The organism is Collimonas pratensis, assembly GCF_001584185.1.
Classification (GTDB): Bacteria; Pseudomonadota; Gammaproteobacteria; order Burkholderiales; family Burkholderiaceae_D; genus Collimonas; species Collimonas pratensis.
The window spans coordinates 2203317-2218027 of record NZ_CP013234.1 but is presented as its reverse complement, the minus strand read 5'-3'; the positions used below and the strand labels follow the sequence as shown (position 1 = coordinate 2218027).

The window sequence follows — 14711 nt, the reverse complement described above, 5'->3', positions numbered from 1 at the left end:
GCCATGTCGGCGCCTTTGGAAAAACTGAGCAAGTTGCGAGTTTAAAAACTGAATAATGCTCAGTATACTGGTTCTGTCGTCAATCACCAGAGATAAGCCAGTGAATACATCCAGTCCCTTGTTGGTAAGAAAACTGCTGGTCGACCTGTCGCATGGCTTTCCCCGCCACTGGTTGGCCGGTAAAGCCTTCCGTACCCAGTTTTTCAATGCCTTGTCGATGAGCTTCCCGGTCGGCGAGCAGGAGTTCATCGATTCCGTGCGCGAAGCCGCGCTGGCCTTGCCTGACGGTGCCGAGCACGCGCAACTGCAGGCGACCATCCGCGACTTCATCGGCCAGGAAGCCACCCACCGCCGGGTCCATGCGCTGTATAACGCCGAGCTGGAAAAACAAGGCCTGGTCAATCATTGGCAATACTGGGCGGCCAACCTGATCGAACTGGGGCGCAAGCGCGGCGTGCCGCCCATCAGCAAGCTGGCGATCACCGCCGCCTTCGAGCACTATACCGCGGTGCTGGCCGACCTGACGCTGCGCTTTCCGCAAGTCATGCAAGGCGCCGATCCAATGCTGCAAACCCTGTGGCGCTGGCATGCGGTGGAAGAAACCGAGCACAAGGCGGTGGCCTTCGACCTCTACCGCACCCTGAACGGCAGCTACCAGACGCGGGTACGCTGGTATATGTTTGCCATGATGCGCTTCACCATCATGGCCACCAGGCAAACCGTCAACAACCTGTGGCACGACCGGGTTCTGTTCAAACCCAGCACCTGGCTCGATGCGGCCAGCTTCTTTTTCGGCCGCCACGGCCTGGTCTGGCTCAGCACCCGGCCTTTGCTCGGCTACCTGAAACGCGACTTCCATCCATGGCAGCATGACAACCGCGAACTGGCGCAACAATGGCTGACAGCCAATGCCGCGCAGTACAGCATTGTGCGCGGCTTGAAAGGCGCGTAGGGTGGGCACGCTTTTGTGCCCACGCGTGATCGCGATAACCGGAGTAACGGCCCGCGCGGCACGGAAACAGGCATGTGTGTAGAGTAAATTCACGCGTGGGCACAATGTGCCCACCCTACACGCTTAAGCGAATTTCTCCTGGCCTCAATGCAACGAAACTCCGCCGCATCTGTCGGATAGACTAAAATGCGATCCGCCGCATTCATTTAGTCGAAACAAGGAGTTTTCGTTCATGTCCAGGATGTTCCGCTTATCGCCTGCTCTGCTGCCGGTCTTGCTGGCCGGGGCCATTGCGGGCTGCTCGAGCACTAAGCCCACCGTCTACCAGGGCGAGGAATTCAGCGACACCAGCACGTTTTCCCACGATTTCGCCACGTCCAGCTCTGCTACCTGTGAAGCTGCGCGCCGCACTTTGCTGAGCCAAGGCTATATCATCAAGCAGGCCAAGGCTGACCTGGTGGACGGCCACAAGCATTTCCAGCCGGATCCGGACGTGCATGTCGAAATCGAATTCCATGTGGTGTGCGCAGCCAACGACAAGAATGGGAAAAGCACGACCTTGTTTGTCAGCGCGACCCAGGACCGCTACGCACTGAAGAAAACCAATAATTCCGCCAGCGTCGGCCTGAGCGTGCTGGGCTCGGTGTCGATGCCGATCGGCAGCACCTCCGATTCACTGGTCAAGGTCGCCAGCGAAACCATTCCCGCCGGGCTGTTCTACGACCGCTTCTTCGGCCTGATCGAGCATTACCTTGGCCTCGACGGCGGTTTGCCAGTGGTGGATTTCGACGACAAGCCGGCCTTGCCGACCAAACCGGCGGTAAAAGCCGAGCAGGAATAAAGCTGCTGCAATGAAAAAAGCCGCTGGTGCAATGTGCACCAGCGGCTTTTTTATCGGGCGAACAAATTATTCGCCAATCGTTGAAGACAGGTTAGAACGCCTTTTTCAAGCCCACCTGGAAGGAATTGGTCTTGTTACCGCCGGCAAACTGGCCGTTATAGCTGGCGTAGGCTGTGAAATCCGTCGCCAGCGCAATACTGGCGCCGAGTTCCAGCCTGGCGCTGTTGCTTGGCCCCTGATAGGCAGGCAGGCCAAAGCTGCCGGCCATGCCAACCAGGTTGGCGCGGACATCGCGCTCGCTGTCTTCAAACTCTTTTTCCCAGGCCAGCTTGGCAAACGGCTGCACCGCATAGCTGCCCAGCGTCAGTTTGCTGGTGACTTGCGCACCCAAGCTGGAAACCAGCGAATTGCGCCGCTGCGACTGGAAGTTCATGGCCGTGCTGTCGTTGCCGTTTTCCGTATAGCCGCCGACATTGACCTGTTGCCAGGTCAGGTTGGCGACCGGGCTGAGCGTCGCCGCGCCGAGCGCGAAGTCATATTGCCCACCGACGCGGAACAGGAACTGATGGCCGTTGGCGCTGCCGCTTTCGCTGCGGGTGGCGGCGCCCAGCACGATGTTGCGGGTAACGTCGTTATATTGCAGCGAGCCGACCATGCCGATGGCGTTGAGGGCCCAGGCGCCGTCGCGGTACTGCCCGTAGCCAGACAACATCGCCTGGTCCAGCTTGAAGCCGCCAGTGTCATTGCCGAAATTCGCCCGATTATGGGCAAAGCTGAAGGCGCCGCCGACCGTCACATTCTGATTGAGAGCGTAGTCGACGCCCACCGTCAGGCTGTTGGCCGAACCGTCCAGGCCCGGATTGTTGCCATTGTGGTCCAGGCTTTGATGGGTGTTGTTATAGGCCGCATAGGCTTCCACCTGGCCGGCGCGCGGCGTCAGGCGCAGGCGGTCGTCGATGGCGCGGGTGAAGCTTTGGGCGCCGGCCAGCGGCGCTTCCGCCAGCATGCCGATCTGGCCCGGCGCCTGCAATACCGATTCAACGTATTGCGCCAGGATGGCATGGCCGGCGCCGGTCGGATGGACGCCGTCGGCAAACAAATAGGTCTGGTCTGCATTCGGCGCCACCAGGGTTGCGGTGGTGCAGGTAGAGGAAGACGAGGTAGTGCAGGCCGGCGTCGTGACGTTGGTGAAACCGTACAAGCCAGGATTGGCGATCGCTTCACGCAACAGACCGTAGGCATTGATCGCCACGATGTTGCCGCCCAACCCGCTCAAACCGGTGTTCAGCGTAGCGTTGAAGCTGTTCGAGGATGCACTCCACAAAGTGGCCAGCGCCGGAATACTCGACCCTTGCGGCGTCTTGCCGACATCCGGCAGGTTGACCACAATCACGGTGCCGGCGCCTGCTTGCTGCAGCTGGCGCACCAGCCCCACCACATTGGTGGCTTCGCCGGCTACCTGCTGGATCACCTGGGCCGCGGTCGCAGCTTGCGTGGCCGGATTGAGCAAGGCGGCCACGTTACTGCTGGTGTAGCCGAAAATATCATTGGCCCCGGCCCAGACCGCATACAGACCTTTGCTGTCGAGCCGTGGATTCGCCGCCAGGTAGCCGTTGACCTGGCTGGTGACGGTCGGCACCAAAGGCGCCGTCGCCGCATCGGGCCAGCCGTTCTGGGCCGTGACGCGGGCGCCGCCGACCGCATAGTCAGTGCCGCCGGCCGCCTGCACGCCAGTCGGCGTCAGGATCGCGGCGGGGTTGGCGCTGGTGCCGTATTTTTGCGCCAGCAGCAACGCCCAGACCGGATCGGGATTGGTGGTAAACGAGCGCTGCTGGCCGACACCGGTAAAGAAGCCGCTGTCGGTTAGCGAATCGCCAAAGAACACGGTCTGGGAAAAATTCGCCGCGCCAGCCGGGGCACTGATAATGAAGCCGGCACCGATCAGTGCAGCGGCGCGGGTGGCCATGGTCAGGGCCCGCGTCATTGGGCTCAGGCGGAATGATTTTGGTAATGAAATACGCAATTATGTCTCCTTCTTTTATTTATAGATCTTGCGCCCCCAATATCGACCACCCGTCCGGCAAAGTCAATCAAGTACATAGGGAAAACATTCGAAAACGACATCTGCGATCTGACTGGCGCTACACTTGTGGATGCTGAAACGCGCCGCCGCCGCAGCCAGTCCCTTTCTTCACTCAAGCCGACCATGGATAAAATAGATAAACAGATTCTCGCCATCCTGCAGGAAGACGCCAGCACGCCGGTGGCGGAAATCGCCGAAAAGGTCAACCTGTCGTCGACGCCGTGCTGGCGCCGCATCCAGAAGCTGGAAGAAGATGGCGTGATATTGCGCCGGGTGGCGCTGCTGGATGCCGACAAGCTGAATGTCGGCGTGACCGTATTCGTCTCGATCAAGACCAGCCAGCATAACGCCGGCTGGTATGCCCAGTTCAGCAATACCGTCAAACTGATTCCGGAAGTGGTGGAGTTTTACCGCATGAGCGGCAATATCGATTATCTGCTGCGGGTGGTGGTGCCGAACATCGCCGCCTACGACGCGGTGTACCAGAAGCTGACGCAGTCGAACGCTCTGTTCGACGTCAACGCCAGCTTCGCCATGGAGCAGATCAAGCACACAACTGCGTTGCCGCTTGATTACGCCGGTCTGGATTAACTTTAAAGCGCCTGCTCCATGCGCTTGAATGCCAGCCCCATGTCGGCGATCAGGTCATCGATGTTTTCCAGGCCGACATGGATGCGCACCAGCGGATTCGGATATGTGATCTTCGACGCCACCCGAGTCGGCGGTTTGTCCAGCGGCAGCGCCAGGCTTTCAAAGCCGCCCCAGGACAAACCGATGCCGAACAGTTGCAAGCCGTCGAAAAATTTGGACAGCGCCGGACGCCCAACTTCTTTCAACGCAATCGTGAACAGGCCGCTGGCGCCGAGGAAATCTCGCTGCCATAGCTTGTGGCCGGGATCGGACGGCAAGGCCGGATGCAGCACGCGCTCCACCAGCGGCTGGCTCTGCAGATAATCCGCCAATTGCATGCCGCTCTCCGAGTGCTGGCGCAGCCGCACCGCCATGCTGCGCATGCCGCGCAAAGCCAGGTAGATATCGTCGGGGCCGGCAGTCTGGCCGAAATCGTGGGCGCCGTTCTTGAGGATGTTCCAGGCACGCTCATTGGCGCTGGCGACGCCCAGCAAGGCGTCGGAATGGCCGACGATGTACTTGGTGGCAGCGTGGATGGAAACATCGACGCCGTGCTCGAAGGGCTTGAAGAACAAGGGTGTGGCCCAGGTATTGTCGAGCAGGACGTAGGCGCCGACTTTATGCGCCTCTTCCGCGATGGCGGGAATGTCTTGCACCTCAAAAGTCCAGGAACCGGGCGACTCGACGAACACCACGCTGGTGTTCGGCCGCATCAGATCGCGGATGTCGCCGCCGATCAGCGGATCGAAAAACTCCACCTCGACGCCCATGCGGCGCAGCACGCGGTCGGCGAAGGTACGGGTCGGGCCATACACGCTGTCGGTGATCAGAACGTGGTCGCCGCTTTTGACGAAAGCCATGATGCTGTGGGTGCAGGCCGACAGGCCGGACGGGAACACCAGGCAGTTGTGGCCGCCTTCCAAGGTCACGATCGCCTGCTCGAAGGAGCGCGTGGTCGGCGTGCCGAAGCGGCCGTAGTTGGACATCGGATTATCGATCTGGCGGGCGGCTTCCCAATCTTCCAGGTTGTTGGCGATGATGGTCGAGCCGCGGAACACCGGCGTGTTCACCATCCCGCCAAAGCGCGCCGGTTCGCGGCCGCAATGCACCAGCTGCGTATCAACATGCGTGGCCGGGGAACCGGAAGTAGGATGGTTAGACATAGGGCCTCCAAGAAATGACTGTACGGGGTGATTACCTGTGTCTATTGTAGGAGTGTGAGCGTGAGAATTTATTGCAATAAATTGCTCAAAAATATAATTTATTAGAATATTTTTCTATAATTCATATAATTTCTAGAAAACAAAAACAATATGGCACATTTTATAGTGAAAAATCGATAAATGCCTCTGTCTCGATATATATGTAAATCATATTAATAGAGCATAAATCATATATTTGACACAGCGTTATGGGCAAGGCACTCTATCGTCAGCCCTGAAGCCATTTTCCCGGAGAAGCACATCATGCCGCAATATCGTTCCCGCACCACCACCCACGGCCGCAACATGGCCGGCGCCCGCGCCCTGTGGCGCGCCACAGGCATGAAAGACGGCGATTTCGACAAGCCGATCATTGCGGTAGTCAACTCCTTCACCCAGTTCGTGCCCGGCCACGTCCACCTCAAGGACTTGGGCCAGATGGTCGCGCGCGAAATCGAAGCGGCCGGCGGCGTCGCCAAGGAATTCAACACCATTGCGGTGGATGACGGCATCGCCATGGGCCATGGCGGCATGCTGTATTCGCTGCCGTCGCGCGAACTGATCGCCGATTCGGTCGAATACATGGTCAACGCCCATTGCGCCGATGCGATGGTGTGCATCTCCAACTGCGACAAGATCACGCCGGGCATGCTGATGGCTGCCATGCGCCTGAACATCCCGGTAGTGTTCGTTTCCGGCGGCCCGATGGAAGCCGGCAAGGTGGTTGAAAAACTGCCGGGCGTGGCCGTCATCGACCAGAAGATTTTCAAGATCGACCTGGTGGACGCCATGATCAAGGCTGGCGACGCCTCCGTCAGCGACGCCGACATCGCTGAAATCGAGCGCTCGGCCTGCCCGACCTGCGGCTCTTGCTCCGGCATGTTTACCGCCAATTCGATGAACTGCCTGACCGAAGCGCTGGGCCTGGCCCTGCCCGGCAACGGCACCATCCTCGCCACCCACGCCGACCGCAAGGAATTGTTCCTGCGCGCCGGACGCCTGATCGTCGAGCTGGCCAAACGCCATTACGAGCAAGACGACTACTCGGTCCTGCCGCGCAGCATCGCCACCAAGGCTTCGTTCGAGAACGCCATGACGCTGGACGTCGCCATGGGCGGCTCGACCAACACCGTGCTGCATCTGCTGGCGGCGGCGCAGGAAGCTGAAGTCGATTTCAAGATGGCCGACATCGACCGCATCTCGCGCCACGTGCCCTGCCTGTGCAAGGTGGCGCCAATGACGGACAAATACCATATCGAAGACGTACACCGCGCCGGCGGCATCGTCAGCATCCTCGGCGAACTGGCGCGTGCCGGCTTGCTGGACACCAGCCGGCCAACGATACATGCCAAGACATTGGGCGATTCAATTGCCAACAACGACATCACGCAAACCCAGGATCCGGCTGTTCATAAGATGTTCAGCGCGGCTCCCGGCGGCGTGCCGACCCAGGTGGCGTTCTCCCAGGAAAAGCGCTTCACCAGCCTCGACACCGACCGCGACAACGGCTGCATCCGCAACAAGGCGCACGCTTATTCGCAAGACGGCGGCCTGGCGGTCTTGTACGGCAACCTGGCGGAAAACGGCTGCATCGTCAAAACCGCCGGCGTTGATGAAAGCATCCTAAAGTTCAGCGGCCGCGCCCGCGTCTTTGAAAGCCAGGACGATGCAGTCGAAGCGATCCTGGGCGACACCGTGCATGCCGGCGACGTCGTCATCATCCGCTACGAAGGACCGAAAGGCGGGCCCGGCATGCAGGAAATGCTGTACCCGACTTCCTACATCAAATCCAAGGGCCTGGGCAAATCCTGTGCGCTGTTTACCGACGGCCGTTTCTCCGGCGGTTCCTCCGGCCTGGTGATCGGCCATGCCTCGCCGGAAGCGGCGGAAGGCGGCGCCATCGGCCTGGTGGAAGAAGGCGACATCATCGAGATCGACATCCCGGAACGCCGCATGCACCTGAAGATCAGCGACAGCGGCCTGGCGCAACGGCGCGCGGCGATGGAAGCCAAGGGCAAGGACGCCTGGAAGCCGGTCAACCGCCAGCGTTACGTGTCGCAGGCATTGCAGGCCTACGCTGCCATGGCGACCTCGGCCGACCGCGGCGCGGTGCGCGATATCAGCCAGCTGAAACGTTAAATTGCGGCCGGTATACGCGATTGTTTCATAGCGTTTATCTGGCAAGAAAAATGTAACTCTCTGTAAAAGAGGCCGCCGCAAAGCGGCCTCTTTTTTATCTTGATTTGTTATTATTCTGGAAAAACATATCTGCAAATAACGTAAAAGACGCGGAAAAACGCCCAGGATCGACGGCAACCGAAGCTCTTTTTCGTGCTTTCCCGGGCTCAAGCCTTGATCGGTCCAGCGCCAAACGTCCATCTTGCCCTCGCATTCGGCACTTGCCCCCGTCTAAACCAAGCCCGCCATATGGTAAAGTTGCAACCCCTGCCCGAGCGGCTTTGCGTCCGGCAGTTTCCCGGCTATAGATGACTTCGTTGAATAATCCCGAATTACAAACAGCAGCAAGCACGGCGCGGCATGTCGCCATCATCGGCGGCGGCCCGGCCGGCCTGATGGCGGCCGAGGTGCTGGCCGCCGGCGGCGTCCAGGTAGACGTCTACGACGCCATGCCGTCGGTCGGCCGCAAATTCCTGCTGGCAGGAAAAGGCGGCATGAACCTGACCCACTCAGAGCCTTATCCGGCTTTTCTCTCGCGCTACGGCGCGCGCCGTCCGCAGATCGCGCCCATGCTCGATCAGTTCGGACCGGATGCGCTGCGCGCGTGGGTGCAAGAATTGGGTATCGATACTTTCGTCGGTTCCTCCGGCCGCGTCTTCCCGACCGACATGAAAGCGGCGCCGCTGCTGCGCGCCTGGCTGCACCGCCTGCGTCAGGCCGGCGTACGATTTCACATGCGCCATCGCTGGCTGGGCTGGGATCAGCACGACGCCCTGCGTTTCGAGACGCCGTTAGGTGAGCAAAGCGTCAAGGCCGATGCGATCGTGCTCGCGCTCGGCGGCGGCAGCTGGGCGCGGCTCGGCTCCGACGCCAAATGGGTGCCGCTGCTGGAACAACGCGCGGTGCAGATAGCGCCGCTGCTGCCATCCAATTGCGGCTTCGACGTCGGCTGGAGCGAGTATTTCCGCAGCCGCTTTGCCGGCCAGCATCTGAAATCGGTCGCCATCCTGAGCGGCGACGCCGATGGCGAGCAGCCGCCGCCAAGAAAACAAGGCGAGTTTGTAGTGACTGCCGATGGCATCGAAGGCAGCCTGGTGTATGCCCTCTCGGCCGGCCTGCGCGACAGCATCGCCGCCGGCAACGCCGGCACGACGATCCACATCGATCTGCTGCCCGACTGGCCGCTGCAACGCGTGATCGACGAAGTTGCACGGCCGCGCGGCGCCCGCTCCTGGTCCAGCCACCTGCAAAGCCGGCTCGGGCTGAAGGGCGTCAAGACCGGCTTGCTGCGGGAGTTGGTGCCGCCCGCCGACTTTATCGAACCGCTGCGCCTGGCGCATGCCATCAAGGCATTGCCGCTGACCTTGCTGGCGCCGCGTCCGATCGACGAAGCCATCAGCAGCGCCGGCGGCGTGGCGTTTGACGGCATGGATCAGCAACTGATGCTGAAGGCTTTGCCGGGCGTGTTTTGCGCCGGCGAAATGCTCGACTGGGAAGCCCCCACCGGTGGCTACCTGCTGACTGCCTGCCTGGCCTCCGGACGGGTGGCCGGCCATGGCGTTTTGAACTGGTTACCGTAAAATGAGCCATTTACCGGACAGCTTATCGGGTAGCTTATTTGCTACCTTAAGTACTGGCTTTTTATTCATGAACAATACGGCAGCGCCAGGCGCTGCCGGCGGACTTGCACGCAAGTCGACCAAACAAGGCTGAAGCAATGAAGGAAGGGAGTGTAAAACGAGGCAAACTGTCGTGGCTGGACAAGCGGCGCGCCAATCAGCAACGCATCCCCAAGATCGTTGGCATACTGATTTCGATCCTGTTCCACGTGTTTGGCATCTGGTATCTGCTGACGCAGCTGCCGGTCGAATTCCAGTCCCCGGCGCAAGGCAGCATGGGCGCCGTCAGCATTACCCTGGCGCCGGCGCCCCGCAGCACACCGAAACCCACGGTCAAGACACCGCCGGCCAAGCCCAAGACAGTGCCGGCGCCGGCCAAACCGCGCCGTACTCCTCCCAAAGTGGCCCAGGAGCGTATGCCGGTCACGCCAGAGGCGCCGCGCACCATCGTCACACCGCAGCCGGACGCGCCCAAGTACGCACAATCGGTACAAGAAGATTTTTCCACACAATTGCAAGCCCGGCGCGAGCAACGTGAAGCCGCCCAAGCGCAGGAACGCGCCATGGCCGGCGAGGATTCGCCCAGCGAGGAAGCGCCGCAATCGCCCAACGATATCGCCAAGGCCAATATCCAGGCGCAACGCGGCTGGATGGGCATAGACAAGGCGAAGAACGGCGGCATCTTCGAAGTGCGCGACAAGACGCCGTTCCGCGCCAACCTGGTATTCCACGGCTGGAGCACCGACAACAACCGCAACGCCACGCAATACATCCCGGTCGAGCGCGGCAGCGAAATCAGCATCGAAGCCGCCATCGTCAACAAGATGATCGACATGATCCGCAAGAAGACCCAGACCGACATCCCCTGGCGCTCGCAACGGCTGGGACGCGTGATCACCCTGAGCGCGCGCCTGAAGGATACCGAGGAACTGCAGCAGTTCCTGATGCGTGAAATGTTCTACCAGGACAGCGCCCCGCCGCGCTGACAGCCGGGGCGGCCAGGCGCCGCCTCCGCCCGCCTGGCCTGATTGCCGAAACCGCAAAGAAATGGCGGCTGAGCCTGCTTCCGCTTACAATATCGGCTATACCCGAATACTCTAGGGCCTGTTAACAATTAATTTGGGAGTGCGAACGTGCGGCAGGCGTTACAGGCCTAGGCGCGACGACGCGACGTAGCGGTGCTACGGCAAGGAGGCGGATGGCCGCCCCAAGTAACGACGGCATGTGACGCCTGCAGCCGTTCCCGGAGGGTTCTCACCAAAACGTGCGCTGGCCGCGTTGCATGGCTTGCTGGGGCTTCAGCCCAGCTACGCCACGCGCCTTGCCAGCACACGTTTTGGTGAGAACGCATCTCCCAAATTAATTGTTAACAGGCCCTAGCAAGCGGGCGCCAGCGGCGCCTGAGAAAGAACCTATTTAATGCACTCAGTTTTTCATCAGCGAGCCGCCCAATGACGGTAGCGGCACAAAAAATTTCACCCGGCATGCAGCAATATCTCGGCATCAAGGCCGACTATCCGGACACGCTCGTGTTCTACCGGATGGGAGATTTCTACGAACTGTTTTTCGAAGATGCGGAAAAGGCCACGCGCCTGCTCGGCATCACGCTGACCTCGCGCGGCACTTACAACAATGCGCCGATCAAGATGTGCGGCGTGCCCTTCCATTCGGCCGACCAGTACCTGGCAAAACTGATCAAGCTGGGCGAATCGGTGGCGTTATGCGAACAGATCGGCGATCCGGCCACCAGCAAAGGCCCGGTTGACCGCAAAGTGCTGCGCGTGATCACGCCCGGCACCCTGACCGACTCCAACCTGCTGCCGGAAAAATCCGACCAGCCGCTGCTGTCCCTGTTCGTTACCCAGCAACGCAAGACGCTCAAGGTCGGCATGGCCTGGCTGTCGCTCGCCAGCGGCGTCCTGAAGATGATGGAATTCACCTGCGAAGCGGCGACCCTGGACACCCTGCTGAAGCAAGAGCTGGAGCGCATCGCACCGGCTGAAGTGCTGGTAGCAGACATGGTCGACGCCATGCTGGCGAAAGGCGTGGTCGACAAGGCCACCACCGTGCCGGAATGGCACTTCGATATCGCCCACGGCCAGAAATCACTGCTCGACCAGCTCGCCGTCAGCACCCTGAGCGGCTTCGGCGCTGACGGCCTGAGCGCCGCCATCGGCGCTGCCGGCGCCTTGCTGCGCTACGCCCAGTCGACCCAGGGCAAGGGCCTGCAGCATGTGCGCACCCTTACGGTGGAAACCGAAAATGAATTCATCGGCCTGGACGCCGCCACCCGCCGCAATCTCGAGCTGACGGAAACCATCCGCGGCCAGGATGCCGCTTCCGGCGCCCCTACCCTGTTCTCGCTGCTGGACCATTGCCGCACCGCGATGGGCTCGCGCCTGCTGCGCCACTGGCTGCATCACGCCAAGCGTGAGCAGAGCGTGGCGCGTGGCCGCCACGCGGCGATCGGGGCCTTGATCGCCGCGGATGCCGGCAGCGCCATTTCCAGCACGCTGAGCGCGGTGCCGGATATCGAACGCATCACCGCCCGCATCGCCCTGCTCTCAGCCCGGCCGCGCGACCTGGCCGGCTTGCGCGACGGCTTGCTGCAGCTCGATGCGCTGCGCGCCGACATCGCTCTGTGCGACAGCGAGAATCAAGCTGAAAATCGGGCGCCCTTGCTGCGCGAATTGCAAAGCGCGCTGGCCACTCCGCTTGACTGCCTGCAGCTGCTGCAAAGCGCGATCGCCGCGGAACCCTCGACCATGGTGCGCGACGGCGGTGTCATCGCCGCCGGCTTCGACGCCGAACTGGACGAACTGCGCGGGCTGTCGGAAAACGCCGGGCAGTTCCTGGTCGATCTGGAGACGCGCGAACGGGCCCGCACCGGCATCGCCAACCTGCGGGTCGAATACAACAAGGTACATGGCTTCTATATCGAAGTCACTCACGGCCAGACCACCAAGGTGCCGGACGACTACCGCCGCCGCCAGACCCTGAAGAACGCCGAGCGCTACATCACGCCGGAACTGAAGGCGTTTGAAGACAAGGCGCTGTCGGCGCAGGAACGCGCCCTGGTGCGCGAAAAAATGCTGTACGAGCAGATCCTGCAAAGCCTGGCGCCGCACATCGGCACGCTGCAGAATATCGCCCACGCGCTGGCCCAGCTCGACACCCTGGTGGCGCTGGCCGACCACGCCGCGCGCCATGACTGGTGCCTGCCGCAGCTGGTGGCGGAGCCGGCGATCCAGATCGTGCAAGGCCGCCATCCGGTGGTTGAAAAACAGATCGAGCGCTTCATCGCCAACGACTGCCAACTCTCGGCCGAGCACAAACTGCTGCTGATCACCGGCCCCAACATGGGCGGTAAATCGACCTTCATGCGGCAAGTCGCGCTGATCACCCTGCTGGCCTATGTCGGCAGCTATGTGCCGGCCGACAGCGCAGTGCTGGGACCGATCGATCGCATCTTCACCCGCATCGGCGCCGCCGACGATCTAGCCGGAGGCCGTTCCACCTTCATGGTCGAGATGACTGAATCCGCCGCCATCCTCAACGGCGCCAGCGAGAATTCGCTGGTGCTGATGGATGAAGTGGGCCGCGGCACCTCTACCTTCGATGGTCTGGCGCTGGCCTGGGCGATTGCGCGCCATCTGATCGACGTCAGCCGCAGCTTCACCCTGTTTGCCACCCATTATTTTGAACTGACCCAGTTGCCGGACTTGCATCCGTCGGCCGCCAATGTGCATTTGTCGGCGGTCGAGCACAAGGACAGTATCGTGTTCCTGCACGCCGTTCAAGCCGGTCCTGCATCGCAAAGTTATGGCTTGCAGGTAGCGCAGCTGGCTGGCGTACCGTCGCCGGTGATCCGCGCCGCTCGCAAGCACCTGGCTTTGCTGGAATCGCAATCGATGCAGGCAACGCCGCAATTCGACCTGTTTGCGCAGGCCGCCAGTATGGACGCGCAGGAAGAAACTGACGACGGCGACGATAGCGCCGCCCTGGGCAGCGAGCTGATCGCAACCCTCGGCGACATCGATCCTGACGCCCTGACGCCGCGCGAAGCGCTGGAGCAGCTGTATCGTTTGAAGCATCTGACGACGGCGCAAAAAAACTGATGAACGCCGCGCCTCAACGCAAATCACCGCCGCTGCTGCCGTCGAGACTGATGCTCGTGCTCAGTCTGACGGCGGCGCTGGCGATGAATTGCAGCGTGGCGCAGGCAGACACCACCAGCTTCAGCTTTGGCGTCATCGCCCATGCGTTTCGCAGCGACTCGGACGAGACCACGCTGCGCAACGCCATCACCGAAACCGACGCCGACAACCTGGCGTTTGTGGTGGCCAATGGCATCAAGGCCGGCAGCGAGCCTTGCTCGGACCAGTTATACAGCCAGCGCAAGACCCTGCTCAGCAGCGCAAAGAACGGCTTGATCGTATCGCTCTCGGCCAGCGACTGGGTGGCTTGCCGCACCGCGGCAGACCGCTCGGCGGCAATCGAGCGCCTGAACCGGGTGCGCGATCTGTTCTTCTCAGATGAATTTTCTTTTGGCGACAGCAAGATCCCGCTGATCAGGCAATCGACTTCGCCAAAATTCCACAGCTATGTGGAAAACGCCAGGTGGGAAATCGGCAATGTGGTCTTCGCCACCATCAATCTGCCGGCCAGCAACAACCATTACATGGCGGAAGGCGGCCGCAACAGCGAATTCGAAGACCGCCAGATCGCCAACCGCGAATGGCTGCAGCGGATATTCCTGAATGCGACGCAAAAAAAGGCGGATGCCGTGGTCCTGTTTTGCGACGGCGATCCGCTGGCTACCCAGCGCCACCGGGTATTCGACTTTAACGTCAAGCGTGACGGTTTTGCCGAAATCCGCCAGCGCATCAATGCCCACGCCGGCCAGTTTGGCGGCAAGGTACTGATCATCCACGGCCCGCACGGCGCCGATGCGCCGAGCTCGACGACCATCGTCTGGCAGCGCAACCTGGGCGACCTGGAAGTCAGCGGCAGCTGGCTGAAAGTCAATGTCGACCCTGCCAATCCCAAACTGTTCGATCTAGGCAAAAGCGCCGACCAGGCAAAGCTGTCGCGCCGCTAAGTATTTCATTCCCGCCTGAGAATCTGCGCGCTAAGGTCTCGCCTAAGTTTCGCGCTCATTGACAAAAAATCTATTTTTTCGACGCCCTTCTTTGCGAAGATAGCG

General features: G+C 61.1%; 10 protein-coding genes. 8 read left to right on the top strand and 2 right to left on the bottom strand.

Annotation, left to right across the window (positions count from 1 at the left end):
- Positions 1 to 100 precede the first annotated feature (100 nt).
- Together CPter91_RS10155 and CPter91_RS10150 are read left to right on the top strand one after the other, a co-directional pair.
- Positions 101 to 952, top strand: coding sequence for a metal-dependent hydrolase (locus CPter91_RS10155; protein WP_236906001.1), 852 nt, complete (start codon positions 101 to 103; stop codon positions 950 to 952).
- A 232-nt stretch (positions 953 to 1184) separates the two neighbouring features.
- Positions 1185 to 1793, top strand: coding sequence for a DUF2242 domain-containing protein (locus CPter91_RS10150; RefSeq protein WP_231879927.1), 609 nt, complete (start codon positions 1185 to 1187; stop codon positions 1791 to 1793).
- Positions 1794 to 1884: 91 nt separating this feature from the next.
- Here CPter91_RS10150 and CPter91_RS10145 read toward each other — a convergent pair whose 3' ends face one another.
- Complete coding sequence (locus CPter91_RS10145) at positions 1885 to 3816, bottom strand: autotransporter outer membrane beta-barrel domain-containing protein (protein ID WP_150119659.1); 1932 nt, start codon at positions 3814 to 3816, stop codon at positions 1885 to 1887.
- A gap of 183 nt (positions 3817 to 3999) precedes the next feature.
- Between CPter91_RS10145 and CPter91_RS10140 the strand changes: the two genes are divergently transcribed.
- Positions 4000 to 4467 (top strand): Lrp/AsnC family transcriptional regulator, encoded by a 468-nt coding sequence (locus CPter91_RS10140; RefSeq protein ID WP_061946074.1) that lies wholly within the window; start codon positions 4000 to 4002, stop codon positions 4465 to 4467.
- A 2-nt stretch (positions 4468 to 4469) separates the two neighbouring features.
- Here CPter91_RS10140 and metC read toward each other — a convergent pair whose 3' ends face one another.
- Positions 4470 to 5669, bottom strand: coding sequence for a cystathionine beta-lyase (metC, locus tag CPter91_RS10135; protein WP_061939831.1), 1200 nt, complete (start codon positions 5667 to 5669; stop codon positions 4470 to 4472).
- A gap of 303 nt (positions 5670 to 5972) precedes the next feature.
- Between metC and ilvD the strand changes: the two genes are divergently transcribed.
- The 5 genes from ilvD to CPter91_RS10110 all read left to right on the top strand — a co-directional run bounded on the left by ilvD (position 5973) and on the right by CPter91_RS10110 (position 14606).
- The gene (gene ilvD / locus CPter91_RS10130; RefSeq protein ID WP_061939829.1) at positions 5973 to 7847 is read left to right on the top strand and encodes a dihydroxy-acid dehydratase; all 1875 of its coding nucleotides are present in this window, start codon (positions 5973 to 5975) and stop codon (positions 7845 to 7847) included.
- Positions 7848 to 8194: 347 nt separating this feature from the next.
- Complete coding sequence (locus CPter91_RS10125; RefSeq protein WP_061939827.1) at positions 8195 to 9466, top strand: TIGR03862 family flavoprotein; 1272 nt, start codon at positions 8195 to 8197, stop codon at positions 9464 to 9466.
- Positions 9467 to 9603: 137 nt separating this feature from the next.
- Positions 9604 to 10491, top strand: a complete 888-nt coding sequence (locus tag CPter91_RS10120; protein WP_061939825.1) for a hypothetical protein — start codon at positions 9604 to 9606, stop codon at positions 10489 to 10491.
- A 465-nt stretch (positions 10492 to 10956) separates the two neighbouring features.
- Positions 10957 to 13623: a DNA mismatch repair protein MutS gene (mutS, locus tag CPter91_RS10115; protein ID WP_061939823.1), complete on the top strand. Its 2667-nt coding sequence runs from the start codon at positions 10957 to 10959 to the stop codon at positions 13621 to 13623.
- Entirely contained in the window at positions 13623 to 14606 is a 984-nt protein-coding gene (locus CPter91_RS10110; RefSeq protein WP_061939820.1) for a hypothetical protein, read from the top strand. Before mutS ends, CPter91_RS10110 begins: the two co-directional genes overlap by 1 nt.
- Positions 14607 to 14711: the final 105 nt, after the last annotated feature.

What these genes read in the sequence shown, in the direction of transcription:
- CPter91_RS10150 (WP_231879927.1), top strand. Translation starts at nt 1,185, where the DNA reads ATGTCCAGGATGTTCCGCTTATCGCCTGCTCTGCTGCCGGTCTTGCTG.
- CPter91_RS10140 (WP_061946074.1), top strand. Translation starts at nt 4,000, where the DNA reads ATGGATAAAATAGATAAACAGATTCTCGCCATCCTGCAGGAAGACGCC.
- metC (WP_061939831.1), bottom strand. Translation starts at nt 5,669, where the DNA reads ATGTCTAACCATCCTACTTCCGGTTCCCCGGCCACGCATGTTGATACG.
- ilvD (WP_061939829.1), top strand. Translation starts at nt 5,973, where the DNA reads ATGCCGCAATATCGTTCCCGCACCACCACCCACGGCCGCAACATGGCC.
- CPter91_RS10125 (WP_061939827.1), top strand. Translation starts at nt 8,195, where the DNA reads ATGACTTCGTTGAATAATCCCGAATTACAAACAGCAGCAAGCACGGCG.
- CPter91_RS10120 (WP_061939825.1), top strand. Translation starts at nt 9,604, where the DNA reads ATGAAGGAAGGGAGTGTAAAACGAGGCAAACTGTCGTGGCTGGACAAG.
- mutS (WP_061939823.1), top strand. Translation starts at nt 10,957, where the DNA reads ATGACGGTAGCGGCACAAAAAATTTCACCCGGCATGCAGCAATATCTC.
- CPter91_RS10110 (WP_061939820.1), top strand. Translation starts at nt 13,623, where the DNA reads ATGAACGCCGCGCCTCAACGCAAATCACCGCCGCTGCTGCCGTCGAGA.